The organism is Pseudoalteromonas sp. T1lg88 (assembly GCF_002964765.1).
GTDB lineage: Bacteria > Pseudomonadota > Gammaproteobacteria > Enterobacterales > Alteromonadaceae > Pseudoalteromonas.
The window spans coordinates 335,910-361,600 of sequence record NZ_PQCF01000006.1; the positions used below are offsets into that span (position 1 = coordinate 335,910).

Annotated in this window: 19 protein-coding genes and 1 pseudogene; 1 reads left to right on the plus strand and 19 read right to left on the minus strand. The window is 51.9% G+C overall.

The annotated features are described in order from the left end of the window. Window positions 1-171: 171 nt before the first annotated feature. From ggt to secA, 4 genes are all read right to left on the minus strand, one after another. Window positions 172-1,884, minus strand: coding sequence for a gamma-glutamyltransferase (gene ggt / locus C2M34_RS03285; RefSeq protein ID WP_442792778.1), 1,713 nt, complete (start codon window positions 1,882-1,884; stop codon window positions 172-174). A 180-nt stretch (window positions 1,885-2,064) separates the two neighbouring features. Then, window positions 2,065-4,152 (minus strand): M13 family metallopeptidase, encoded by a 2,088-nt coding sequence (locus C2M34_RS03290; protein WP_105258058.1) that lies wholly within the window; start codon window positions 4,150-4,152, stop codon window positions 2,065-2,067. Between the two features lie 94 nt (window positions 4,153-4,246). Beyond that, a complete protein-coding gene (mutT, locus tag C2M34_RS03295; protein WP_105258059.1) occupies window positions 4,247-4,636 on the minus strand; it encodes an 8-oxo-dGTP diphosphatase MutT in 390 nt (129 codons plus the stop codon). Window positions 4,637-4,692: 56 nt separating this feature from the next. Continuing rightward, a complete protein-coding gene (secA, locus tag C2M34_RS03300) occupies window positions 4,693-7,395 on the minus strand; it encodes a preprotein translocase subunit SecA (RefSeq protein ID WP_105199374.1) in 2,703 nt (900 codons plus the stop codon). Between the two features lie 436 nt (window positions 7,396-7,831). Here secA and C2M34_RS03305 point away from each other — a divergent pair, with 436 nt between their 5' ends. Next, window positions 7,832-8,338: a DUF721 domain-containing protein gene (locus C2M34_RS03305; protein WP_105199749.1), complete on the plus strand. Its 507-nt coding sequence runs from the start codon at window positions 7,832-7,834 to the stop codon at window positions 8,336-8,338. A 47-nt stretch (window positions 8,339-8,385) separates the two neighbouring features. On the opposite strand, the gene lpxC is transcribed toward C2M34_RS03305, so the two are convergent. The 15 genes and pseudogenes from lpxC to rsmH form a co-directional block, all read right to left on the minus strand. Continuing rightward, entirely contained in the window at window positions 8,386-9,297 is a 912-nt protein-coding gene (gene lpxC, locus C2M34_RS03310; RefSeq protein WP_105258060.1) for a UDP-3-O-acyl-N-acetylglucosamine deacetylase, read from the minus strand. Window positions 9,298-9,383: 86 nt separating this feature from the next. Next, the gene (ftsZ, locus tag C2M34_RS03315) at window positions 9,384-10,652 is read right to left on the minus strand and encodes a cell division protein FtsZ (protein ID WP_105258061.1); all 1,269 of its coding nucleotides are present in this window, start codon (window positions 10,650-10,652) and stop codon (window positions 9,384-9,386) included. A 22-nt stretch (window positions 10,653-10,674) separates the two neighbouring features. After that, window positions 10,675-11,904 carry a cell division protein FtsA gene (gene ftsA, locus C2M34_RS03320; RefSeq protein WP_105199371.1) on the minus strand — a complete coding sequence of 410 codons (1,230 nt, stop codon included), beginning with the start codon at window positions 11,902-11,904 and terminating at the stop codon, window positions 10,675-10,677. Then, on the minus strand, window positions 11,901-12,680 hold the full coding sequence (locus C2M34_RS03325; protein WP_105199370.1) for a cell division protein FtsQ/DivIB: 780 nt from the start codon (window positions 12,678-12,680) through the stop codon (window positions 11,901-11,903). Before C2M34_RS03325 ends, ftsA begins: the two co-directional genes overlap by 4 nt. Then, the gene (locus tag C2M34_RS03330; protein WP_105199369.1) at window positions 12,681-13,592 is read right to left on the minus strand and encodes a D-alanine--D-alanine ligase; all 912 of its coding nucleotides are present in this window, start codon (window positions 13,590-13,592) and stop codon (window positions 12,681-12,683) included. After that, window positions 13,589-15,061 carry a UDP-N-acetylmuramate--L-alanine ligase gene (gene murC, locus C2M34_RS03335; RefSeq protein WP_105199368.1) on the minus strand — a complete coding sequence of 491 codons (1,473 nt, stop codon included), beginning with the start codon at window positions 15,059-15,061 and terminating at the stop codon, window positions 13,589-13,591. The genes C2M34_RS03330 and murC overlap by 4 nt, the downstream gene beginning before the upstream one ends. Further along, complete coding sequence (gene murG / locus C2M34_RS03340; RefSeq protein ID WP_105258062.1) at window positions 15,061-16,116, minus strand: undecaprenyldiphospho-muramoylpentapeptide beta-N-acetylglucosaminyltransferase; 1,056 nt, start codon at window positions 16,114-16,116, stop codon at window positions 15,061-15,063. The genes murC and murG overlap by 1 nt, the downstream gene beginning before the upstream one ends. Beyond that, a complete protein-coding gene (gene ftsW / locus C2M34_RS03345; RefSeq protein ID WP_105213441.1) occupies window positions 16,113-17,333 on the minus strand; it encodes a cell division protein FtsW in 1,221 nt (406 codons plus the stop codon). Before ftsW ends, murG begins: the two co-directional genes overlap by 4 nt. Then, window positions 17,330-18,664, minus strand: a complete 1,335-nt coding sequence (murD, locus tag C2M34_RS03350; RefSeq protein WP_105258063.1) for a UDP-N-acetylmuramoyl-L-alanine--D-glutamate ligase — start codon at window positions 18,662-18,664, stop codon at window positions 17,330-17,332. Before murD ends, ftsW begins: the two co-directional genes overlap by 4 nt. Then, a complete protein-coding gene (mraY, locus tag C2M34_RS03355; RefSeq protein WP_105199364.1) occupies window positions 18,665-19,747 on the minus strand; it encodes a phospho-N-acetylmuramoyl-pentapeptide-transferase in 1,083 nt (360 codons plus the stop codon). Beyond that, window positions 19,747-21,132: a UDP-N-acetylmuramoyl-tripeptide--D-alanyl-D-alanine ligase gene (locus tag C2M34_RS03360; RefSeq protein ID WP_105199363.1), complete on the minus strand. Its 1,386-nt coding sequence runs from the start codon at window positions 21,130-21,132 to the stop codon at window positions 19,747-19,749. Before C2M34_RS03360 ends, mraY begins: the two co-directional genes overlap by 1 nt. Then, window positions 21,129-22,598: a UDP-N-acetylmuramoyl-L-alanyl-D-glutamate--2,6-diaminopimelate ligase gene (murE, locus tag C2M34_RS03365; RefSeq protein ID WP_105258064.1), complete on the minus strand. Its 1,470-nt coding sequence runs from the start codon at window positions 22,596-22,598 to the stop codon at window positions 21,129-21,131. Before murE ends, C2M34_RS03360 begins: the two co-directional genes overlap by 4 nt. Next, window positions 22,591-24,414, minus strand: a complete 1,824-nt coding sequence (locus C2M34_RS03370; protein ID WP_105258065.1) for a peptidoglycan D,D-transpeptidase FtsI family protein — start codon at window positions 24,412-24,414, stop codon at window positions 22,591-22,593. The genes murE and C2M34_RS03370 overlap by 8 nt, the downstream gene beginning before the upstream one ends. Further along, window positions 24,411-24,736: pseudogene (gene ftsL, locus C2M34_RS03375) on the minus strand (cell division protein FtsL). The gene C2M34_RS03370 and the pseudogene ftsL overlap by 4 nt, the downstream one beginning before the upstream one ends. Continuing rightward, window positions 24,733-25,671, minus strand: a complete 939-nt coding sequence (gene rsmH / locus C2M34_RS03380) for a 16S rRNA (cytosine(1402)-N(4))-methyltransferase RsmH (RefSeq protein WP_105199360.1) — start codon at window positions 25,669-25,671, stop codon at window positions 24,733-24,735. Before rsmH ends, ftsL begins: the two are co-directional and overlap by 4 nt. Window positions 25,672-25,691 lie beyond the last annotated feature (20 nt).

Consider the following 25,691-nt stretch of genomic DNA (forward strand, 5'->3'; position numbering starts at 1 on the left):
AGCGAGCAACACAGAGCAGGATGCGTTTAGATGAACCCGTAGGGCAGCGCTTGTAGTGCATTTCTACTGTGTTGTTACATGCTTATGTAGAATAACTACACCACACATGTGCCGCCTTGTATAAATACACTACAAGCTGCTGCAGAAACGAACAACAAAGGTCAACAGACCCTAGTAACCGGCGGCTTGGCCATCCTTTCTGGATTCGGAAGCGCCATAATAAACGCCGCTTTGCGGGTCTTTGAGAATCGCCTGATAGCCACCATAGGGCCCCACGGCTTCTTGCAGAGTATGGCCTTTTTTCATTAATTCACGGCGCGTTTCCATGCTAAAACCGGACTCCAGGGACACTACACCACCATCTGTCATGATCTCATCGGTGGGCTGAGTTGAGCCCGAGTGCAGAATACGCGGCGCATCCCCCGCCTCTTGCAGATTCATACCAAAATCAATCATGTTGATCAGGATCTGCGCATGCATTTGCGGCTGCGTCGCACCGCCCATCACCCCATAACTCATATAAGGTTTACCGTCTTTGGTGACAAACGCCGGGATAATGGTGTGAAAGGGCCGCTTACCGGGCTCATACTGATTGAAGTGCCCCTCTTTAAGGGAGAACAACTCACCACGGTTTTGCAGCACAAAGCCGAGTTTTTCCGGGGTCATACCCGAGCCCATACCGCGGTAATTACTTTGGATCAGCGACACCATGTTGCCGTACTTATCCGCCGTGGTCAGATAGATGGTATCTCCTTCCACCGGTCCGGCATGGTCACGCTTGGCCGCCTTATTGGGGTCGATGAGTTTGCGACGCTCGGCGGCATACTCCTTGGAAATCAAACGCTGCACCGGAATATCGTTAAAGGCGGGATCGGCGTAGTACTTGGCCCTATCGGCAAAGGCGAGCTTTTTGGCCTCAACAAAGGTGTGAATATACTCGGGGCTGTCAAAGCCCATGGCGGCAAGATCATAGTCTTCGAGGATATTCAGGATCTGCTGGGCGGCGATACCCTGGCCATTGGGCGGTAACTCCCACAGGGTGTGTCCGCGATAGGTGGTGGCCACCGGCTCAACCCATTCGCTGGTGTGGGCCGCTAGGTCTTGATAGCGGATATAGCCGCCATTTTCCTGCATATAACGGTCGATTTCCTTGGCGATATCGCCCTTGTAAAAGGCATCGCGACCACCTTCTGCCAGTTGCTTGTAGGTGTTGGCCAGCGCCGGGTTTTTAAATATCTCCCCCTTTTTCGGCATCGCGCCGTCGGCCATAAAGACCTCTTTAAAACCCGGATATTCGCCCCGAGCACCGACACTACGCTGCATGTAATAGGCGATCAACTCGCTGACGGGAAAGCCCTTTTCGGCATACTCGATGCTGGGCTTTAAAATTTGCGCCATGGGCAGTGAGCCAAACTTTTCGTGTAACTCAAACCAACCATCAACGGCACCGGGAACTGACACCGGCAGCGGTCCATAGGCAGGGATCTTCCCCTCGTCCTTGGTTATTTTCTTAAGCTCTTCAAAGCTCAAACCAAGCGGTGAGCGACCCGAGGCATTCAAGCCATGCAGCTTGCCGTCCTCGGCGGAATAAACAATGGCAAAGAGATCACCGCCAATACCACAGCCGGTAGGCTCAACCAAACCCAGCATGGCATTGGCGGCGATGGCCGCGTCAATGGCATTGCCGCCCTGGCGCAAGATATTCAGCGCAACCTGGGTGGCTAAAGGCTGAGAGGTGGCGGCCATGGCCTCGCTGGCAATGACTTCGGAGCGGGTGGCAAATTCCTTGCCGGTAATGCGGTCGTGGGCAAGCGTGGCTGGTGGTGCCAGTAGACTCAGCGAAATCCCTGCTAGAAAAAAACCTCGTTTTATTCGCTTCATAATTCTCTACTCTTTGCTTTTATTTATTAGATAACAAAGTTAGTAGATAAATAACGACCAAGGCAATGGGTTTGCGTTAACGGGGGAAACAAGTGCGATAAAAAACAAAGGCGCCGCCCCATTACCCTTGCCCTTATTTGGCGAGGATAACAAGACTGGCGCCTTGGCAGTAATTAGCCGAACCTACCAGATCTTAACGCGATCTTCCGGCTTAATGTACATTTCGTCGCTTTCTTTCACGTCGAATGCCTTATAGAACTCAGGCATATTTGGCAGCACACCGATAACACGGTAGTGACTTGGTGAGTGCGAGTCCGTCATCAGGCGGTTGCGCAGCTCTTCATCACGGTACTTACGACGCCAGATCTGCGCCCACCCCATAAAGAAGCGTTGATCGCCGGTGTAACCATCCAGAACCGGGGCTTCTTCGCCACCCAGTGATAACTGGTAGGCTTTATAGGCTACGGTTAGGCCGCCTAGGTCACCGATGTTCTCGCCCAGCGTCAGCTGGCCGTTCACATTAGCGTCTTCAAACGGGGCATATTCGTTGTACTGCGATACCAGTTGCTGACCACGCTCCTGGAACTGCGCCAAATCTTGCTCGCTCCACCAGTTACGCAGGTTACCGTCACCATCGTATTTTGAACCCTGATCGTCGAAGCCATGACCTAGCTCGTGGCCAATTACCGCACCGATGGCGCCGTAGTTCACCGCGTCGTCCGCTTCCAGGTTAAAGAATGGCGGTTGCAGGATGGCCGCAGGGAACACGATTTCGTTGTTCACCGGGTTGTAGTAAGCATTCACCGTTTGTGGTGTCATAAACCACTCGCTGCGATCCACCGGCTTGCCCAGCTTGTTACGCATATCATCGTATGCCCACTCACTGTGACGAATAAAGTTACCCGCCAGGTCGTCCGCTTTGACCTCTAACGCCGAGTAGTCTTTCCACTTGTCTGGGTAACCAATCTTAGGCGTAAACTTGTTCAGCTTCTCTTTTGCTGCCACTTTGGTTTCGGCACTCATCCACTCAAGACCGTCGATGGCTTGGTCGAAACCTTTGATCAGGTTGGCAACCAACTCTTCCATGCGTGCTTTTGCTTCAGGTGGGAAGTTATCTTTAACGTACACCTTACCAAGCAGCTCACCCAGTACCGAGTTGGCTGAGTCTACCGCTTTTTTCCAACGCGGTTGCTGCTCTTCAACACCACGTAAGGTGGTGCTGTAGAAAGCAAATTTACGGTCAACAAATTCCTTGCTTAGCTCATCGGCGTAGTTGCTAACAAAATGGAATGTTAGGTAATTCTGCCAAGTAGCCAGGTCGGTTTGCTCATAGATACCACCTAGCTTTTCAAAATAAGAAGGCTGACGTACAACTAAATCTTCGGTGTTGATTTTTGATTGCTTTAAGAACTGGGCAAAGTCGAATGCACCGGTTAGCTCATTGGCTTCGGCAACCGTCATCTTGTTGTATGACTTGGTGGCATCGCGGCTTTCTACTCGGCTCCACTGCGCCGTAGCCAGCTCGGTTTCAAGAGCAAGAATACCCTTTGCCGCTTGGTCTGCGTTTTCAACGCCGGCCTTGGTTAGCATGTCCGTGATATAAGCCAAGTATTGCGTGCGGATGGTAGAGAACTTCTCGTCATCTTTAAGGTAGTAATCACGATCCGGTAAACCTAAGCCCGACTGAGACACATAAAGGGCATACTGGCTTGAGTTCTTGGCATCGTTATTGACATACCAAGCGAACGGCGTGGTGCCGCCCTGAATGCGCAGATCAGCCATCAGCGATACTAGCGCTGATTTATCGGCAACCGTGGCAATCTTTTCCAGGTAAGGCTTCAGCGGAGCGATGCCTTTTTCTTCCAGGGCATCGGTATTCATGTAGCTGCTGTAGAAGGCGCCCAGCTTTTGCTCATCGCTGCCCGCTGCCGCCTTGGTGTTTTTAGCCGCCGCTTCGATCACTTCTTTCAGTGCCGCTTGTGACTGATCGTATAGGGCGGTGAAAGAGCCATAGTTAGACTTGTCGCCCGGAATTTCGGTGCGCTCTAGCCATTTACCATTGATGTGGTAGTAAAAATCATCTTGTGCACGCACGGCTGTATCGATGTTTTCCAGCTCAATACCCGAGCTAAGTTGTTGCACTTGTTTTGTTTGTTCTGCAGCAACGCTTTGCGCCTGAGTTTCGGTCTTTGCACTTTGTGCTTGTTCACTACAACCGGTAAGTCCTAGTGCCAGCGCCGTTGCGGCCGCTGCTAAGGTTACTTTAAACATATTGTTATCCCATTTTTAATTATGAAAGAGGTGATCCCCAACTAGCCCATATTAAACCTATGGGCGCAGAGCGAGAAACGCAGTTTGTAACAATTTATGAACATAGTTTTTCTAGGATGGCCTGGTTTGCTTTGGGGAAGGCATAACGCTGTAAATCGCTGAGTGCCACCCACTCCCCCTGCTGGCCTTCGGCACCATGAGGCTCACCACTAAAGTCGCTGACCTTATGGATATCCAGGCGCACCTGCTTATCTCCATAGTCATGCTCAATCAGCATAAAGGAGTCGCTGCTGTGCACCTCAATGGCGACTTCTTCCAACAGCTCTCTGGCCAAGGCCGCCGTTGTGGTTTCACCGGCTTCGATTTTACCGCCAGGAAACTCCCACAAGCCGCCTTGGTGTTTGTCGTCCGGGCGTTTACATATGTAGGTTTGCGCGCCGCGAAGAATAATGCCTACGGCAACATTGACCACTTTCTGACTCATTAACTGCTCCATAAAAAAAGCGGCATAGGCCGCTTTTTATTTAACTAAGAGAATGCTTAGCTTAGTTTGCCACAGCATTGCTTGTATTTCATACCCGAGCCACATGGACAAGGCGAATTACGACCCACCTTAGGCTCGACGCGCGCCGATACCGGAGCAGGCGCTTCACCACCAACCTGCTCGGCTTCAGCGTGTTGATACTGACGCGGCGCTTCTTCAGACTTGCGATGTTGTTCTTCAACTCGTTCAACATCTTCCTCGGCACGTACCTGAACCTTGCTTAGGATGTTTACTACATCTGTTTTCAGGTTCTCTAGCATGGCTGAGAATAGCTCGAATGATTCACGCTTATATTCTTGCTTCGGATTCTTCTGCGCATAACCACGTAGGTGGATACCCTGACGTAGGTGATCCATGGCAGCCAGGTGATCTTTCCAATGCTGATCCAGGCTTTGCAGCATAACCGCTTTTTCGAACTGGCGAAGCACCTGTGGACCCACCATTTCTTCTTTTGCTTTATATGCGTTAGTTGCTTCTTCGACGATGCGCTCACGCAGTTTTTCTTCAAACAACTTGTTGTCTTCGGCAAGCCATTGCTGGATAGGCAAATCAAGCAGATAGTCTGCTTTCAAGCGATCTTCCAAAGCAGGCACGTCCCACATTTCCGCCAGCGATTGCGGTGGAATATACTGATCGATTACGCCGTTGATCACGTCGTTGCGAATAGCATCTATGGTTTCTGAGATATCACCCTCTTCCAGCAGTTCGTTACGCTGAGCGTATACCACGCGGCGCTGGTCGTTGGCCACATCATCGTACTCAAGCAACTGCTTACGAATATCGAAGTTACGGGCTTCCACCTTACGCTGGGCGTTTTCAATGGCACGGTTAACCCAAGGGTGTTCGATGGCTTCGCCACGTTGCATGCCTAGTTTACGCATCATGTTAGTCATGCGCTCACCGGCGAAGATACGCATCAGGGCATCTTCCATCGACAGATAGAAGCGGCTTGAACCGGCATCACCCTGACGACCCGAACGACCACGTAGCTGGTTATCGATACGACGAGACTCGTGACGCTCGGTACCTATGATGTGCAGACCACCGGCAGCGATGACATCGTCATGACGCTTTTTCCATTGTTCTTTAATTTTTGCGATTTGCTCTTCACTTGGATTATCAAGCTTTTCGGCTTCGCTCTGCCAGTTACCGCCTAGCATGATATCGGTACCACGACCGGCCATGTTGGTGGCGATAGTCACTTTACCCGGTAGACCCGCATCGGCAACGATGTCGGCTTCCTGAGCGTGGAACTTGGCATTCAATACGTTGTGCTGAATTTTCTCTTTACGCAGGAACTGCGACAGGTATTCCGAGCTTTCGATTGAAATAGTACCCACTAGCACCGGCTGACCGCGCTCTTGGCAGTCTTTAATGTCGGCCAAAATCGCTTCGTATTTTTCTTCCTGAGTCAGGTAAACCAGGTCGGCACGATCATCACGGATCATCGGCTTGTTGGTTGGAATAACAACCGTGTCCAGGCCGTAGATAGACTGGAATTCGAACGCTTCGGTGTCCGCCGTACCCGTCATACCAGCTAGCTTGTCGTAAATACGGAAGTAGTTCTGGAAGGTGATTGAAGCCAGAGTTTGGTTTTCGTTCTGGATCTTCACGCCTTCTTTGGCTTCTACCGCTTGGTGCAGGCCTTCAGACCAACGACGGCCTTCCATGGTACGACCCGTGTGTTCATCAACAATGATGATTTCATTGTCTTTAACCACGTAATCGACGTCTTTTTGATACAGTTTGTGCGCACGTAATGCAGCGTACACATGGCTAAGCAGGGTAATGTTACCCGCCGAGTACAGTGAGTCGCCCTCTTCAATCAAGCCGCGCTCGGTAAGAAGCTCTTCAACCTTGATCTGACCGCGCTCGGTCAGGTGAACCTGCTTGCCTTTTTCGTCAATAGTGTAATCACCGTCGCCTTCAACGCCTTCCTCATCTTCTTTTTCCTGCTGTACCAGCTCAGGAACTATCTTGTTGATTTGCGTGTAAAGCTCAGATGAATCTTCCGCAGGACCGGAAATAATCAGCGGCGTACGGGCTTCATCGATAAGGATGGAGTCAACCTCATCCACCACCGCGAAGTTAAGCGGACGCTGCACGCGCTCATCAATACTGAACGCCATGTTGTCGCGCAGGTAGTCGAAGCCAAATTCGTTGTTGGTACCATAGGTAATGTCGGCGCTATAGGCGTCTTTTTTCTGCATTGGCATCATGCCAGGCACATTACAGCCCACGGTTAAGCCCAGGAATTCAAACAGCGGACGGTTGGTTTCGGCGTCACGCTTGGCCAGGTAGTCGTTCACGGTAATTACGTGTACGCCCTTACCCGATAGACCATTAAGGTAGGCTGGTAGGGTTGCGGTCAGGGTTTTACCTTCACCGGTACGCATCTCAGCGATACGGCCTTGGTGCAACACCATGCCGCCTATCATCTGCACATCGAAGTGGCGCATGCCATACACACGCTTTGATGCTTCGCGTACCACCGCGAAGGCTTCTGGTAAGAGGTCATCTAAACTTGTGCCGTTGTCATAACGCTCACGAAATTCAGCGGTTTTTGCTTTTAGTTCTTCATCGCTGAGTGATTCTAGTTGGCCTTCTAAGGCATTGATTAGCGCGACCGTTTTACGTAAGTTTTTAATTGTGCGGTCATTGCGACTACCAAAGATTTTGGTAAATATTTTCGTGATCATGATTTAACCGTTACATTCTCATCTGCGTTAAGCGCTCTGGTTCATCCCCTGGGGTTACCCTTTGGGACACTGCCAAGTCACTTGCGAACTTCGTTTATCCAATTTATACCGCACTCAAGTTACATAAGAGCGACTATTGTGGAGCTATTGAGTGTGACTGCTTGAGCGGTGTACTTTTGAGCGACATCATAACAAACTCAATGAATTGCAGCACCTAATAATACCAATTCCATTAGCACTTCCGGTAACTTGCCTTTACAGCAGAAAGCCTATTAAAAACTAATGGCATTGGTATTATCGCTGGCCTATCATAACGTTCAGAGAAATCTTTGCAAACTTAGCAATATAAAGTGGGTCTAAAGTACAGCAATAGAGACTCAAGCATTGCAATAGAAGTGGTGACGATTCAGTCAAATTCAAGAGGTGGATGCCGTTTATGGCAAAAGATCGCTATGCGCCAAAACAACTTAACGAAGTGCTGGGGCAATTAAACCCGCGGTTCGGCTCGCGCATCGCCAACTATGGCGCCAAAACTCAGGAGCTGGCCTCGCAACAGCAGACTCTGCACCAAGCGGTGGGGGAAAACCTGGCGAAGAAATGCCGGGTAGCCAATATTCGCGACGGCGCCCTGATCATCGAGGCCCATAGCGCCACGGTGGCGATGAAGCTGAACTATATCAAGATGGATATTCTCTCGGCCTTTCGCCAGCAGGGCTTGGTGGATTTATGCCAGGTGAAAATAGTCACCTCTCCCAATGCGGCGCAGCGCGCACCTTTGGCGCAGGCACAAACGCAAGCTAAAAAGGCCAGCCAGGAACCCAGTAACAAGCGCGCCATGAGCGAGCAAACGGCTCACAATTTAGAATTGCTTGCCGAGCATGCACCACCCTCGCTACAGCAAAAATTAATGCGCTTGGCGCAACACGGCAGACAAAAAAAATGACGCTCTAAAGCGTCATTTTTTTATTCGATAGTTTTCTATCTGCAAACTTAAGCCGTATGCAGTGCCAGAGCCGGAGCTGGCATGGTCACTGACTCTTCAAATGTTGCCCATTCCCATGCCGACTCGGTCGCCATGATTTTGCGCAGCAATTTGTTGTTCAGGTCATGACCCGACTTATAAGCGGTAAGCTTACCGAGAATGTTGTGGCCGGTCATAAACATGTCGCCCACACAGTACAAGATCTTATGCTTAACGAACTCGTCCGCATAACGTAAGCCGTTTGGATTTAACACCTTAAACTCGTCAAGAACAACGGCATTATCCATGCTGCCACCTAGAGCCAGGTTATTGGCATGCATATACTCGATGTCTTTCATAAAGCCGAAGGTACGGGCACGACTGATCTCTTCGATAAAGTTCTGTGCCGTAATATCCAGGGCAATGCGCTGGCGACTGTCGTTAATAGCTGGGTGATCAAAGGCGATTTCGAAATCGATATGAAAACCATCATAAGGTTCGATCTCGGCCCACTTATCACCCTCTTCTACGCGTACCTTTTCTTTGATACGAATAAAACGCTTGGCTACATTCTGCTCGGCGATACCGCCTTTTTGTAGCAGATAAATGAATGGCAAGGCACTGCCATCCATAATAGGTACTTCACCGCTATCAAGCTCAACAATCAGGTTGTCGATGCCTAATGCGGCTACCGCAGCAATCAGGTGCTCGGTAGTAGATAAGCGAACGCCGTCTTTATTAGTTAAACAGGTACACAATTGCGTATCGCCCACCGCTTCCGGGGTCGTTTCGAAATCCACAACCGGATCAAGGTCCACGCGACGAAATACTATCCCAGTATTCGCGCTCGCTGGTCGGAGAGTTAAGGAAACCTTCTCACCCTTGTGGAGACCAACACCCGTGGCTTTGACTACTTCTGCAATCGTACGCTGTTTGATCATAGGCTTTCGCTCACTTACTAAACTAAAATTAGACGGCGGATTCTACCACACATCGCACCAGTTAACAAATTAGTTTGTTTTTTAAACTAGTCTGCTTGCTTACGCAGAAACGCCGGGATATCGAAATAATCACCCGATTCTTCCTGCTTCTTCGGTGCAGCGCTGGCCTTGCTCTCTTGGCTAGTCACTACACTTGCCTGACTCGTGGTCGCACTATTACTGCTAAACGATGGCTCATCTACCGGCTTTGACTCTTCAAAGCTGGTTTGAGTTCCTTGGGTAGCAAAGCTTGGCACAAACATAGAAGTGCTTTGTGTGCTCTGCGTTCCTTGGGCGTTCACATCAGAACCCACGGCGCGCTTAAAGCCGTTGTCTACAACACCGAACTGAGGACGACGATCGCCACCTAGACCGGTTGCTACTACGGTTACGCGCAGCTCATCGCTCATTTCCATATCGATGGCAGTACCCACAACCACTGTGGCATTCTCAGAAGCCAGGGCCTTAACATGGTTACCGACGATCTCGAACTCTTCGATAGACAGGTCCATACCCGCGGTAATATTAACCAGGATACCCTTGGCACCGGTTAGATCCACGTCTTCAAGCAGTGGGCTTGAAATAGCCGCTTCCGCCGCCTCTTGTGCACGGTCTGGGCCAGATGCCGAAGCAGAACCCATCATTGCCGTACCCATAGCCGACATAACAGTACGTACGTCGGCGAAGTCGACGTTAATAAGGCCGGCGCGAGTAATTAGCTCGGCAATGCCTTGTACCGCACCGTAAAGTACGTCATTGGCTTTGGCGAAGGCATCAAGCAGGGTCGTGCCCTTACCCAATACTTTCAATAATTTATTGTTAGGAATGGTGATCAGTGAATCAACGATTTCCGCCAGTTCATTAATGCCGTGATCCGCTGCTGCAGCGCGCTTTTTACCTTCGAAATCGAACGGACGCGTTACTACCGCTACGGTCAAAATACCCAGCTCTTTGGCAATGCGAGCGACAACTGGCGCCGCACCTGTGCCCGTACCACCGCCCATACCGGCAGCGATAAAGACCATATCCGCACCTTGCAGGGAGCTTTTAATGGTTTCCGCATCTTCCTCGGCACTCTTCTTACCGATTTCCGGGTTGGCTCCGGCACCTAGACCTGAAGTGATCTGTGTACCTAGTTGCACCGTGACATCAGCCGATGACTTACGTAGTGCCTGCGCATCGGTATTGGCGGTGATAAATTTCACGCCTTCGATGTGCTGCTGCACCATGTGTTCTACGGCATTACCGCCGCCGCCACCAACACCTATTACCTTGATAACAGCTTCTTCGCTGTGCTCTTCCATCATATCAAACATAGTTTACTCTCCGACTTGAGTACTAAAACTCACCTTGGAACCATTTAGTAATACGGCCCCACCAGTTACCCTCGTCTGCTTTCGCTTTTGTTGCGTTGATCGACTGCATGGTCCGACCATATTGTAACAAACCTACGGCGGTTGCAAATGAGGGATCGCTTACATAATCAGTTAATCCCGTTATCCCTAGTGGACTACCGATACGTACCGGCATTTGGAAGATGTCTTCTGCCACTTCCAAAGCACCGGTCATCTTTGCACTGCCGCCGGTAACAACCAATCCAGCAGCAATTTGATCTTCAAAACCGGAGCGACGAATTTCTTCTAGCGCCAGTTCAAATAATTCTCTAAAGCGCGGCTCAACCACCTCGGATAAGGTGTGGCGCGACATAATACGCGAAGGACGTCCGCCCACGCTAGGTACTTCAATTTGTTCTTCATTACTGGCCATTTGGCTGCTGGCACAGGCGTACTGCACCTTAATGGCTTCGGCATGAGAAATAGGCGTACGGAAAATCTTGGCGATATCGCCGGTTACCTGGTTACCCGCCACCGGGATCACCGCAGAATGACGTAAAGCGCCATTGATATAGATGGTGATATCCATGGTGCCACCACCTATATCCAGTACCGCCACGCCCAGCTCTTTTTCGTCTTCGGTCAATACCGAATAGCAAGACGCCAGGGCATTGAAGATCAGCTGATCAACCTGCAGGCCACAACGCTCGACACATTTTTCAATGTTCTTCGCCATGTCGTTGGAACAGGTGATGATATGGGCCTTGGCTTCCATACGCACACCGCTCATGCCGAGTGGGTTCTTAATGCCCTCTTGCATGTCGATGCTGTATTCTTGCGGTAAGGCATGGAGCATTTTGCGCTCCGCAGAAATAGGTACGGAACGAGCAATGTGGATGACGTTGTCTATGTCTTCATCGGTCACTTCGGTGTTGTTAATTGCCACCACACCGGTTTCGTTCTGACATTGAATGTGCTTACCGGAAATACCCAGATACACGGAGCTAATGCGGCAGTCTGCCATCAGCTCGGCTTCGTCTATGGCGCGGCGAATCGACTCGGAAACCAGGTTCAAGTCATTCACGCCACCCTTATCCATACCATGGGATACCTGGCGGCCTACACCAACAATGCTGAGCTTGTTGTCATCGGTGATCTCACCGACCGTAGCCACCACTTTCGAGGTGCCCACATCCAAACCGATAACAAGGTTACGTTCTACTGACTTGGTCATACCTTACTCTTTTGTTCTTCTTCCGTTACTGCCAGCGGCTTAAATTGCACCGCAAGCCCGGTATCATATCGCAAATCAACGACATCTACCTGTACATCTTGACGTTTTTTCAAGTGTGGGTAGACATCAATAAATCTTTGTACGCGTTTTGCTTTATCATCACGCCCTAAATTAAGGCGAATGCCGTTATCTAACCATAATTGCCAGGCGAAACGCTCTGACAGCGCCAGGCTGGATAATTTCAAACCGTTTACCGCAAACAACTCTTCAAAACGATTAAAGGTCTGCCAGGCTTCCAATTCGCTGCCTTCGGGGCCGAACAAGCTAGGCAAGGAGTCCTTTATGCCCTCCTGCGGCGCGGTGAATACCTGCCCCTTGCTATTAAGCAGTTGGTCGTCATTCCAAAGCGCTACCGCCTGATGCTCCACCACATACACCTGCAAGGTATCCGGCCATTGCTTGCGCACCGAGGCGCTGGCAACCCAAGGTAAATCGGTGACTAACTCCTGCACCTGCTTTACATCGAGCTCAAAAAAGCTGTCCAAATCCGCCTGTTTAATGGCGTCGATAATGGCGCGCTCGGCGGTATACTTGGGCTCACCCAACACCTGCAGCTGCTTGAGCTGGGCGTCCTTATCGCGAACCAGCCAGTCGGAGAAGTTGAAGGTCAACTTCAACACCATAAACACCACCAGCAGAAAAAAGCTCAAGCCAAACAGCAGTGACCAATTGGTTCCCTGTTTTAGTCCGCTCAGCTTTTCCCTTAATGTCGCCATTTACAGAGTTTGCTCCAAAATCTTCACTACCAGTGCGGTGAAATCTACGCCCGTGGCCTTGGCCGCCATAGGCACCAAGGATTTCTCCGTCATTCCGGGTACCGTATTGACTTCAAGCAGATAGAACTCACCGTCGGCGCCTTGCATGGCATCCACACGTCCCCAGCCCTTAGCACCCACAAGCGAAAAGGCCTGCTCCGCCATCTCTTGCAACTGCGCCGTTTGCGCTTCGCTTAGATCCGCTGGGCAATAATATTCCGTGGTGCTTGATTGGTACTTGGCCTGATAGTCATAAAAACCGCTCGGCGTGCGCATTTCAATCACAGGCAAGGCCTTATCACTCAAGATAGACACGGTAAATTCGCGGCCGCTTAGCCACTGCTCTACCAAGACCTCGTCGTCAAACTTAAAGGCGGCTTCCAGGGCTTGCGCCAGCTCTTCAGCATTGTTGGCCTCGGCCATGCCGATACTCGAACCTTCGTGCGAAGGTTTTACCATCACATGGCCCAGCTGCGCCATAATCTCAGCACAATCAAAGCCTTGGCTTTGCGACACTACTTTATAAGGAGCGGTGCGCAGGCCAGCCACCTGAAACAGGTGCTTACAGCGGATTTTATCCATCGCCAGGGCCGAACCCAGTACGCTTGAACCTGTGTAGGGCAAGCCCATAAATTCCAATGCCCCTTGCAGGGTGCCATCTTCACCACCGCGACCATGCAGGGCGATAAAGACACGGTCAAAACCCTCTTGTGCAAGCTCATGCAGAGGGCGCTCAGCCGGGTCAAACTGGTGCGCATCGACACCAGCCTCAACCAAAGCCGCGTGCACGGCTGCGCCTGATTTAAGCGATACTTCGCGCTCGGCAGATGACCCACCTAGTAAAACTGCTACTTTGCCAAATGCCTGACTCATGAGGATACCTGCTGTAACTTTTCAATCTGTAATTCGGTTGCGGCCAGCTTTTTCACCAGCTGACCTATGTTGCCCGCACCTTGGGTGATCACCAGATCATCATCGGCCAAGGTGGTGGCTAATACGCTTGCTAACTCGTTGTTGTCGGCCACATGCAAGGGCTCCTTACCGCGCTGGCGCAGACTGCGACACAGGCTTTTCGAGTCGGCACCGACAATCGGCTCTTCACCGGCGGCATAGACATCAAGCAAAATAAGCTGGTCGACGTCGCCCAATACCTTAACGAAGTCTTCGTACAGGTCGCGGGTGCGGCTATAACGGTGCGGCTGATAAATCATCACCAGGCGCTTTTGTGGCCAGCCATCGCGGGCGGCCTTAATGGTGGCGGCAACTTCGCTGGGATGGTGACCATAATCATCCACCAGCATCACCTTACCACGCTCATTGGTAAACTCGCCGTAGTGCTGGAAGCGACGGCCTATGCCTTCGAACTTCTCCAGCGCTTGTAAAATCGCGGTGTCACCTATGCCCTCATCTTTGGCCACGGCAATGGCCGCGGTGGCATTCAGGGCATTGTGTCTACCCGGCATATTCAGGGTCACCTCAAGGCGCTCACCCTGCTTCGAAGTCACGGTAAAGGAGCAGGTGCTGGCATCCTGGCTGAAATCAGCCATACGATAGTCCGCATCTTCATGCTCACCATAAGTGATCACCTGACGGGAAAAGCGCGGGATCAGCTCACGAGCCACAGGTGAGTCGATACAAACCACGGCCAAACCATAAAACGGCAGGTTATGAATAAACTCCACATAGGTGTCCTTCATCTTCTCCAGACTGCCCTCATAGGTGTCCATGTGATCTTCTTCGATATTAGTGATCACAGACACCATGGGCTGCAGATGCAAGAAGGAGGCATCACTTTCATCCGCTTCGGCAATTAAGAAACGACTCGAACCCACTCGGGCATTACTGCCGGCGCTATTAAGCAAACCGCCGATAATAAAGGTGGGATCCAGCTTAGCCTCGGCAAAAATACTGGCGACCAAACTGGTGGTGGTGGTTTTACCATGGGTGCCGGCAATGGCAATACCATGGCGAAAACGCATCAGCTCGGCTAACATCTCCGCGCGACGCACAATAGGAATACGGGCGTTGCGGGCGGCGATGATCTCTGGGTTCTGTTCATTGATGGCGGTAGAAACCACCACCACGGAGGCGTCTTTTACATTATTCTGATCATGGCCGATAAACACCTCGGCACCGGCTTTAATCAAACGCTCCGTCATCGCACTTTGGGCGATATCCGAGCCGGTAATACGATAGCCTTCGTAGGCGAGAACTTCGGCAATACCACCCATACCGGCACCACCTATGCCGACAAAATGAATGGTTTCAACACGGCGCATCGCCGGTCGTTGCCCTTGTTGTTGCGTGCCCTGCTGTTGGGCTGTGCCTGTTGTTACTGTCATTAACTATACTGCTCACATTGTTTTGCAACCGCTGCGGTCGCATCGAGTTTGGCCAGCGCCTTAGCGCGCTTACCCATCTCGGTAATTAATTGGGGCTGCTGAAAATACGGCGCTAGCGCCTCAACCACGGCGGTTTGATAAAAATCGCCTTGCTGCATACACAAGGCTGCATCGCCACCCACCAAATACTGGGCATTGGCGGTTTGATGGTCGTCCACGGCATGTGGAAATGGCACAAACAGGGCCATGCGTCCGGCCGCCGCTACTTCGCTCACGGTCAGCGCGCCAGCGCGACAAATAACCAAGTCAGCCCAGGCATAGGCGGCATCCATATCATCGATAAAGTCGCTCACCTTGGCCTCAAGCTGTTGCGCCTGATATTGCTCCTGCACCTTACTGGAGCGGCCCTTGCCGGTTTGGTGCCACACAGCTAATTCATGCTTTGTCGCCAGTTCGGCAAACACCGTTGGCAAGGTATCATTTAACACCTGTGCTCCCAACGAGCCACCCACCACCAGAATATTGATTGGCGAGCTGACCTCAACCGGGGCAATATTCATCAGCGACTGACGTACCGGGTTACCCACCACCTGAAAATCACTTTGTGGCAGAGCACCGGGAAAGGCACCCAAACAGCTGTTAGCCAGCTTGGCCAAAAGCTTGTTACTCATGCCGGCCACAGCATTTTGCTCATGGATCACTAGGGGGATCCCTAAGCTTTTCGCCGCCAGGCCCACAGGCCCGGTAACATAGCCACCCATGGCCAACACGGCCGCCGGACGACGTTGCTTTAAAATCTTACGTGCCGCAAAAAAGGCCTTGATGATCATCAAGGGTGCTTGGAAGAGACGTTTTAAGCCATTGCCACGCACGCCCTGAGCACGAATAAAATCGATTTCTATGTCGTGCTTAGGCACCACATCCGCTTCCATTCTGTCGTCCGTGCCAATCCAGGAGACCTGCCAATCCTGCTCGCGCAGGTATTGGGCCACGGCGATGCCGGGAAAAATATGTCCGCCTGTGCCACCGGCAACCACTACCAGGGATTTATTCATACTGCCTCCTGTACTGCTGCGGGGCTAGGTACAACACGACGATGACCCCGGCCGTGACCTCTGGAGGTCGCCTGCTTGGTCGCCATCTTGGTTTCAAAGTCGATACGGAATAACACCCCGGCGGCAATGGCCATCACCAACAAGCTGGAGCCACCGTAAGAGATAAAGGGTAAGGTCAGTCCCTTGGTGGGTAAGATCCCGGCGCTGGCGCCGACATTAACCATGGACTGGAACGCAAACCAAATACCAATTCCCAGAGCTAAATAGCCCTCATATTCTTTATTGGCCTTAAGCGCACGCTGACCAATAAGCAAGGCTCTAAATACCAGGGTGCCCAGTAGCACCAGGACGGTAAATACACCGACAAAACCCAGCTCTTCGGCCACCACGGCAAAAATAAAGTCGTTATGGGCGTGTGGCATATATTGAAGCTTCTGTACGCTGTTACCCAGGCCCTGACCAAACCAGCCACCCTGACCGTAGGCCATCAGCGACTGTACTAATTGATAACCTTTACCAAAGGGGTCGTCCCAAGGCTCTAGAAATCCCACAACACGGGCCCAACGATAGGGTTCAAATACGATTAGGGCGATCACCAGACCTATACCAGAAAGCATCAGGACAAAGAACTGCCACAACTTGGCACCGGCCAGAAACAGCAGGCCAACCGTGGTCACAAACATTACTACTACGGTACCAAGATCCGGCTGCAATAGAATCAAACCTGCGTACAGAACAAAGACGCTAATGGGCTTCACAAAGCCTTTAATATTCTCCTGCACCTCGTCGCGCTTACGTACCAGGTAACCTGCGAGGTAACTAAAGAAGAACAGCTTGGCCACTTCCGAGGCCTGAATATTGATGGGACCTAGTGGGATCCAGCGCTTCGAACCATTGATTTCACTACCCAAGACCAATACCGCAACCAAGAGGCCTAGGCCTACAAACAAGAGATAAGTATTGGCTACCTTCCACCACTGCATTTTCAAACTGGTTGCCAGGGTAAACAAGAACAGTGCCATCCCCATAAACACGGCCTGGCGCACCATAATATGATACGGATTGTCGAACAGGCGCTCGCCTTCAGGCATGGAGGCGCTGGTCACCATGACAAAACCAATTCCCACTAAACACAGCAGGGTATAAAGCAAGGGCACATCGTATAGCTGACCCGAGGGCTTCAGATGCAGTAGATCTTTAATGCGATCCCAGCTCATGTCTCCCCCTCATGCACTTGTTGTGCAAAGTCGTTACCGCGCACCATGTAATTGGCATACATGTCTAGGCTGGCACAGGCTGGCGCCAGTAAAACTATGTCGCCATCACGGGCGCAGGCCTTGGCGCAACGTACCGCTTCGGCCATGTCACCGACCTGATGACTACCGGGCTTGAGCGCGGCAATGGCAGCGCCATCTTTACCCAGGCAAATCAGCTCAGCGACCTGATTGAGTAACGGCTCTTGCAAGGGCGTTAAATCGGCGCCCTTGGCATCGCCACCGGCAATTAAAATCAAGCGTCCCGGTTCATCGGCAAAGCCGTTAATCGCGGCTATGGTAGCCCCCACGTTGGTGGCCTTGGAATCGTTGAAGTAGCGCACCCCGTTTAGGGTATCTACATACTGACAGCGATGATCTAAACCTGGGAATTCCTGCAGCGCCCGCTCATACACACCGGCGTCAAAGGCAAAGGAATGACACATGGCCATCACAGCCAATACATTCAAACGGTTGTGACTGCCTGGCAGTAAGCTGCTGGCGCAGGGCAAAATAGGCTGCTGACGAAAGGCAAAGTAGGCTTGACCCTGGTGCATCATAATATGGTAGTCGCCCTGCTCTAACCCAAAGCTGATACGCTCGGCGTTATTGCTCTGCAGCGGCGCCGTGTCGGCGTCTTCACTATTGAAAACGGCCAGCTCACAGCCCTGATAGATACGCTGTTTGGCATCGATATAGTCGCCCATATCCTCGTATCTATCCATATGATCTTCACACAGATTCAAAATACAGGCGCTTTTGGCCGCCAGGCTGGAGGTGGTCTCCAGCTGGAAGCTAGATAATTCTAAAACATAGGCATCGGCGTCCAGGGCCAGTAAATCCAGCACCGCGGTGCCGATATTACCGCCCAAGCCTATATGCAGGCCGCCGCGCTCAAGTACCTTGGCGAGCAAGGAAACCACGGTTGACTTGCCGTTTGAGCCGGTTACCGCCAGCACAGGCTTGGTATTGATACGGGCAAACAACTCGACATCACCTATCACTTCTACGCCGGCGGCAATGGCTTGCTGCACATCGGGGGTGGCTAATGCCAGTCCAGGGCCGATCAAGATTAAGTCGAAGGATGTCAGGTCGGCTTCTGCTAAGGGGCCAAAACGCTGCTCCAGATGCGGCACATGAGAGTCTAACCACAACTGAGTAGGCACCTGCTGACGCGAGTCGACAAGCACTGGCGCCAATTTATGAGCATGCAAAAAACGCACTGTGCCCAGACCGGAAACCCCCAGCCCAAGCACCGCGATACGTTTATTTTTAAGCGTCTTTAAATAGCCCATTTACCTGATCTTCAATGTTGCCAATCCAGCAAGTACCAGCACGATGGAAATAATCCAAAAGCGCACGATCACGCGCGGCTCCGGCCAGCCCTTTAATTCATAATGATGGTGAATAGGTGCCATGCGGAAAATCCGCTCGCCCCGTAACTTGTATGAGCCCACCTGCAAGATCACAGACACCGCCTCCATCACGAAGACACCGCCCATAATCACTAGCACCAGTTCCTGACGTACCAGCACGGCGATAATGCCAAGCGCACCGCCTAGAGCCAATGAGCCCACATCGCCCATAAAGACCTGCGCCGGGTAGGTGTTAAACCACAAGAAGCCCAGGCCGGCACCAACGATGGCGGTACAGACCACAACCAACTCACTGGTCAGTGGCAAATGTGGCAGGTGCAGATAGCTTGAGAAATTCGCATGCCCGGTCACATAGGCCATGATGGCCAGCGCCGACGCCACTAAAATGGTTGGCACTATGGCCAGGCCATCAAGACCATCGGTGAGGTTTACGGCATTGGACGTACCCACCACCACAAAATAGGTCATGATGATGTAGAAAAGCCCAAGCTGTGGCATCACATCCTTAAAGAAGGGCACGATCAATGCGGTTTCCGCCGCCTGTTGTGAGCTGGCATACAGGGCAAAGGCTACGATCAGGGCAATCACCGACTGCCAGAAGTATTTCCATTTGGCAATCAGACCCTTAGGGTCTTTGCGTATGACTTTACGATAATCATCGATAAAGCCGACAACGCCCAGAGAGCCAATCACAAACAAGGTGGCCCACACATATTTATTGCTTAAGTCGGCCCATAACAGGGTGCTGACAAAAATGGCGCCCAAAATAAGCAAACCACCCATGGTAGGGGTACCCGACTTGCTTAAATGAGACTGAGGACCGTCGTCACGTACGGTTTGACCAATCTGCATGCGCTGCAGGGCGGCGATCAGCTTAGGGCCAAAATACAAAGACAGCATCAGCGCCGTCAGAATTCCCAGGATGGCTCTGAGCGTTAAATAAGAAAATACATTAAACCCGCTGTAAAACTGGGTTAGGTATTCAGCCAGCCACACTAACATTACTTCTCTCCCTCGCCGGCTAACTGTTTGCCATGCGCCACTAAATCTTCCACTAAAAGCTCCATGCGAGAACTGCGCGATCCCTTCACGACTACCGTTATTTTTTGTTGTGTCTGTCGTAAGTCCTTCAGCATTTGCTCAAGAAGTTGGTCGCGCCCAGAAAAGTGGCGTCCGGCTTGTTCATAGACATCACTGGCGTAACGGCTTAATACGCCCAGAGAATAGACGGCTTCAATGCCCTTTTGCTTGGCATATTCACCTACTTGTTGATGGTATTGTCGTGCACCTTCGCCGAGCTCATTCATATCGCCGAGGGCCAATACCCGGAAACCTGGCACTTGCGCCAATAAATCAATGGCCGCTTGTACCGATCTCACGTTGGCATTGTAAGTATCATCAATGACTGTAAGCTGACTTGTTACCTCGATAATGTTCACTCGTCCTTTGACCTGCGCCATATTGGCAAGGCCGCTGGCCACATCAGCCAGGCTGCAGCCCAGGCTGCTGGTTAATGCCGCGGCGATAAGCACATTAGTGACATTGTGCTGACCCGGCATGGCCAGAGTCACGGCAACACGCTCATCCTTATTGCAAAGCATAAAGGAAGCACGAGCCAAGGCATCCAGGGTCACCTCTTCGGCCCACACATCCAGATGTTCTTTGGTTGAAAACTGTTTTACCTGGCGAGTACCCAGACCGTCGAGCCATTGTTGTTTAAACTCGCTGTCGGCATTGATCACCGCCACGCCATCCTCGGCCAAACCAGAGAAGATTTCGCCCTTGGCGGTGGCCACCCCCTGCAGGGAGCCAAATCCTTCCAGATGCGCTTCGGCCACATTACAGACCACGGCCACATCCGGCTTGGTCAACGCCGTGGTATAAGCGATTTCGCCAAGGTGATTAGCACCGAGTTCAATCACAGCATATTGATGTTGTGGCTCAAGGCGTAACAAGGTCAGTGGCACGCCAATATCGTTATTGAAGTTACCCTTAGTAGCCAGCACCGGGCCTTTTTGCGCCAAAATGGCGGCACACATTTCTTTAACCGTGGTTTTACCCACGCTGCCAGTGATAGCGATGGTTTTCGGGGCTACCTCGGCTTTGACCGCGGCGCCTATCTGTCCAAGGGCTATACGAGTGTCGGACACCACCAGCTGAGGCAAGTGAGTTTCCACCGGGTGCGCTACGATCACCGCCACCGCGCCTTGGCGCTCGGCAACATCGATAAAGTTGTGGCCATCAAAGTTAGGGCCTTGCAGCGCTAAAAACACCTCGCCGTCGCATAAGGTGCGGGTATCTGTATTGATATTGCTCAGGCTGCTGTTGCTACCCTGATAGCTAATACCTAAGGTCTTAGCTAGCCAATCTAAGTCCATACTGATCATGATGTTGCTCCTTGTGCCAATAACTGCTGCACCAAGGTGCGATCACAAAACGGCAATACCTGATCGCCGATAATCTGGTAATCCTCATGGCCCTTACCGGCGATAAGCACTATATCGCCTGGCTGCGCCTGAGTAATGGCCAAGGCAATGGCCTTGGCGCGGTCAATTTCATACTGCACATCGACGTTAGCGCTAAAACCGGCGCGGATATCATCGAGGATGGCTTGCGGGTCTTCACTGCGCGGATTGTCACTGGTGACCACGATACGGTCGGCGTACTTTTGCGCCGCCTTGGCCATCAATGGACGCTTGCCCTTGTCGCGGTCGCCACCACAGCCGAATACGCAGGTGACCTTACCATGGGCATGCTGATGTAGCGCCTGCAGGGCCAACTCGATAGCATCCGGGGTATGAGCATAATCGACCACGCAGGTCAGGCCATTAGCGGCGCTATAGGCCTGCATACGACCTGCAATAGGTTGCAGCTGCTTGCACGCCGCCAACAACTGCTCCAAGGGGTAACCCAGCCCCAGCAAGGTGGCCAACGCGGCACCCAGGTTATAGAGGTTAAACTCGCCAAACAGCGGTAAGGTGACTTCGCCCTCGCCCCAGCTGCTGTCGATATGCGCCTTTAAGCCGTGAGGCAGGAATTCCACCTTGCTGAAATACAGGTAACGGCCATGGGTTGGCGGCAGCGTTTTACGGCCGTACACCACCAACTCGGGGAAGTCGTATTTTTCCAACCAGGTCTGCGCCACCGCATCATCCTGATTAAGTACCACCAGCTCGGCATCACAGTCACGCATCAGGATCAGCTTGGCATCGCCGTAGCTTTGCATATCGCCATGATAGTCCAGGTGGTCGCGAGATAGGTTAGTAAACACCGCGGCCTTAAAACGGCTGTTGGCAACTCGGCCCTGGATCAGGCCATGAGACGATACCTCCATCGCCACCAGCTGTTTTTGCTGCTCTTTTAGCTGAGCAAAAATCTGTTGTAACTCAACGCTAGACGGCGTGGTATTAGCCAGCTCGTTAAGATTATCCAGCTCACCCCAGCCCAAGGTACCGATAATGGCACTGGGATGTTGGCAATGCTGTGCCAGAGTAGCGATCATCGCCGTGGTCGAGGACTTACCATTGGTGCCGGTCACCCCGACCAAATCAAAGGCGTGACTGGGCTGACCATAAAAGCTCGCCGCCAGCTCGCTCAAACGCAGACTGAGACGTTCAATAACGATAATGCGCTCATCGTCGCAATTAAGTTCACAGCGACTGTCGGCAATCACCGCACTGGCACCCTGGGCGAGCGCTTGCTCGGCAAACTGACCACCGTCGAGTTGATGACCTTTGATGGCCACAAACACATCGCCACGTTGAACGCGGCGACTATCTAATTGTAATTCGTTGACCAAGCCTATCTCGGTATCGATTCCCCAAGGGGCGAGTACTTCGCGAAGATTACGCATCTCCACCTCCCTTTACTGCTAGGTTGGCTACCGGTTCTAAATCGGGCGCCACGTTAAGGATACGCAGCGCATTGGAAATTATTTCGGCAAAGGCCGGACCCGCGGTGGCACCGCCATAATACACATCGCCACCGGGTTCATTGACCATAACCACTACGGCCAGGCGCGGGTCGCTTACCGGACCGACGCCGGCAAAATAGCCGACATATTCGTCGCCGTAACCACCAGCGACCGCTTTCTTAGAAGTACCTGTCTTCGCTGCGACGCGATAACCATCGACCTTCACCTTGTTCGCTGTGCCGCCTTTCTCAAATACGCTTTCCATCATTTCGACAACGGCTTTGGCATCTTGTTCTTGAAAAACGCGCTCTCCGGGTAAGGGTTCTTCTTGTTTTAATATGGTCAGTGGACGTGAAATGCCGCCGGCACCTAAGGTCGCATAAAAACGCGCCAACTGGGCCGTGCTTACCGAGATGGCATATCCGAACGACAAGGTGGCAATTTCAAAATCAGACCAGCGACGGTTAGGATAAAACAGGCCGCTGCTTTCGCCTATCATGCCGGTGCCGGTGTCGCTGCCAAAGCCTACGCGCTCGAACAGGCCGACAAAGTAGTCTTTAGGCAGGTCTTGTGAGATCTTCGCCACACCCATGTTACTTGAAACCTTAAGGATCTCGCGCAGCGACATCTCGCCACGGTTACGGGTGTCTTGTACCAGACTGCCACCGACGCGCATCCAACCCGGGTAGGTGTCTATGGTGTCGTTGGCGTCAATATTGCCATAATCCAAACCGGCCAGGATAGTCAGTGGCTTAATGGTTGAACCCGGCTCAAATAAATCGGTAATGGCGCGGTTACGACGTTTGTGCGGCGCCGCATCTTCTAAATTATTGGGGTTAAACGAAGGACTGTTAACCATGGCGAGGATCTCGCCGGTTTTAACATCCACCACCATGGCGGAGCCTGATGTGGCCTTGTAGGTCAACACCGCAGATTTAAGCGCTTTGTAAGCAATAACCTGGATACGCTGGTCGATAGACAGCTGAATATCTTCCGGTTCCACGCGCTGACGCTCGTCCAGAACGGCAACTTCGCGGCCACGGGCATCCTTACGAATAGTGCGGCGCCCTTCTGTGCCGGTCAGCGCTTCGTCATAGAGCTTTTCAATGCCTTCGATGCCCTGACCGTCGATATTGGTAAAACCAAGCACATGGGCGGTGACTTCACCGGCGGGATAATAGCGTTTGGATTCGTCAAGCAGGTGCACGCCCGGTAGATTCAACTCATTGATATAGTTGGCCACAGCGGGTGTTACCTGACGTTTTAAATAGATAAAGCGACGGTCTTTATCGCCGATTAAGCGGGTGTCGACATTGGTGCGTTCTAAGCGCAGCACATCGGCCAGCTCACGCCAGCGCATATCTTGCTTGTAAAAGGCGGCTTTAAGATCGGCCAGATGCTCTGGACGGTCGAGAATATCCTGCGGATCTTCCCCTTGCTTTTTCGCGCGCTTAACCACCTTGCTTTGCAGGTACTTGTCAATGGCTTTAGGGTCGGCATAAACACTGACCACGGGCACACTTACCGCCAGCTCTTTGCCCTGACGGTCGAAGATCATGCCGCGCTGCACATGCAACTTTTCTACCCGCACGGTGCGCTTGGCATTTTCGCTGCGCGCCTTATCCGGCTCGATCACCTGCAAATAGGCGGCGCGGGCCACCAAAGTCACAAAAACCAGCAGCACAGCAGCGCATACCAGCACAAAGCGCCAGGTAATTAAATTGTTTGCATTGCTTTTGCGTTTCGCTGCTCTCATGGCACTATCACCACTTCTTCATCTTCCTGGTTGGTCTTTTCATATTCAGCTGCTCGGTGGCAATTTGCTCTATCCGTGCATGCTGAGAATAAAATTCTTCTTCTACCAATAAATAACGCCAATTCAGGTCAAGCTCGTCACGTTCTTGCAGCAGCTTGTCTTGAGCAATCAGCTGCGCCCGTGATAAGTGCGTCACCTGGACTATAGCTAACGCACTGAACAGAATAGAAAAAAGCAGCCCCAACGTTAGCTTGTTGTCAATCAATCCCCGTATTATCTCGACGAAGAGGTTTGGTTGGCGTTTTACTGGTTGTTGGCTCATCCCAATCTCTCGGCTACACGAAGGACAGAGCTGCGCGCACGGCTATTGCGAGCGATCTCTTCATCGCTCGGCTTAATGGCTTTGCCTACTGCCTTTAACGTCAGTTCTTTATTTAATTGTGCATCGGTTAATGGCAGACCTCTAGGCACAGCCTCTCCCTTGCTCTGCTTCTTGATAAATTGTTTTACGATTCGGTCTTCCAAAGAATGGAAGGAAATTACCACCAGGCGACCACCGGGCTTAAGCACCGACAAGGATGCCTGCAGCGCGGTTTGAATCTCTTCCAGTTCGCTGTTGATATAAATTCGAATGGCCTGGAAGGTACGTGTGGCCGGATGCTTGTGTTTGTCTTTCACCGGCACCGCCTCGTCAATTAACTGCGCCAATTGCGCCGTGGAGTTAATCTCGGTATGTGCTCTGGTTTCGATGATCTTGGTGGCGATGCGACGGGCGAATTTCTCTTCGCCGTACTTTTTAAACACAAACACCATGTCTTCTAATTCGGCCTCGGCCAACCATTGGGCGGCACTGCGCCCCTGGCTTGGGTCCATGCGCATATCCAATGGACCGTCTTTCATAAAGCTGAAGCCGCGTCCGGCATCATCCAGCTGCGGCGAAGAAACGCCGATATCCAGCAGGATACCGTCGACCTGACCTGTGATCCCAGCCGCCTCGGCGACCTCATCAAGACGCGAAAAGCGACTATGGGCAATGCTAAAACGAGGATCATCGGCAAAGCGCTTGGCGGCGGCAATGGCCGTAGGGTCCTGATCTATGGCCTGCAAGCGGCCCTTTTCTCCCAAACGGGCAAGAATCTCGCTGGAGTGGCCGCCACGGCCAAAGGTACCATCGATGTAAATGCCGTCTGGCTTAATTGCTAAGGCATCAATGGTTTCCGTCATCAGTACGGAGATGTGTTGAAATTCTTCGCTCATGCGTGTGCTCGCGCCCTGTA

Bases quoted from the DNA above. Each gene is read 5' to 3' on its own strand.
- C2M34_RS03325 (WP_105199370.1), bottom strand. From the start codon at position 12,680: ATGGCGACATTAAGGGAAAAGCTGAGCGGACTAAAACAGGGAACCAAT.
- murC (WP_105199368.1), bottom strand. From the start codon at position 15,061: ATGACAGTAACAACAGGCACAGCCCAACAGCAGGGCACGCAACAACAA.
- secA (WP_105199374.1), bottom strand. From the start codon at position 7,395: ATGATCACGAAAATATTTACCAAAATCTTTGGTAGTCGCAATGACCGC.
- ftsZ (WP_105258061.1), bottom strand. From the start codon at position 10,652: ATGTTTGATATGATGGAAGAGCACAGCGAAGAAGCTGTTATCAAGGTA.
- C2M34_RS03290 (WP_105258058.1), bottom strand. From the start codon at position 4,152: ATGTTTAAAGTAACCTTAGCAGCGGCCGCAACGGCGCTGGCACTAGGA.
- C2M34_RS03360 (WP_105199363.1), bottom strand. From the start codon at position 21,132: ATGATCAGTATGGACTTAGATTGGCTAGCTAAGACCTTAGGTATTAGC.
- murD (WP_105258063.1), bottom strand. From the start codon at position 18,664: ATGGGCTATTTAAAGACGCTTAAAAATAAACGTATCGCGGTGCTTGGG.
- mutT (WP_105258059.1), bottom strand. From the start codon at position 4,636: ATGAGTCAGAAAGTGGTCAATGTTGCCGTAGGCATTATTCTTCGCGGC.
- ftsW (WP_105213441.1), bottom strand. From the start codon at position 17,333: ATGAGCTGGGATCGCATTAAAGATCTACTGCATCTGAAGCCCTCGGGT.
- ftsA (WP_105199371.1), bottom strand. From the start codon at position 11,904: ATGACCAAGTCAGTAGAACGTAACCTTGTTATCGGTTTGGATGTGGGC.
- mraY (WP_105199364.1), bottom strand. From the start codon at position 19,747: ATGTTAGTGTGGCTGGCTGAATACCTAACCCAGTTTTACAGCGGGTTT.
- murG (WP_105258062.1), bottom strand. From the start codon at position 16,116: ATGAATAAATCCCTGGTAGTGGTTGCCGGTGGCACAGGCGGACATATT.
- murE (WP_105258064.1), bottom strand. From the start codon at position 22,598: ATGCGTAATCTTCGCGAAGTACTCGCCCCTTGGGGAATCGATACCGAG.
- C2M34_RS03330 (WP_105199369.1), bottom strand. From the start codon at position 13,592: ATGAGTCAGGCATTTGGCAAAGTAGCAGTTTTACTAGGTGGGTCATCT.
- rsmH (WP_105199360.1), bottom strand. From the start codon at position 25,671: ATGAGCGAAGAATTTCAACACATCTCCGTACTGATGACGGAAACCATT.
- lpxC (WP_105258060.1), bottom strand. From the start codon at position 9,297: ATGATCAAACAGCGTACGATTGCAGAAGTAGTCAAAGCCACGGGTGTT.
- C2M34_RS03305 (WP_105199749.1), top strand. From the start codon at position 7,832: ATGGCAAAAGATCGCTATGCGCCAAAACAACTTAACGAAGTGCTGGGG.
- C2M34_RS03370 (WP_105258065.1), bottom strand. From the start codon at position 24,414: ATGAGAGCAGCGAAACGCAAAAGCAATGCAAACAATTTAATTACCTGG.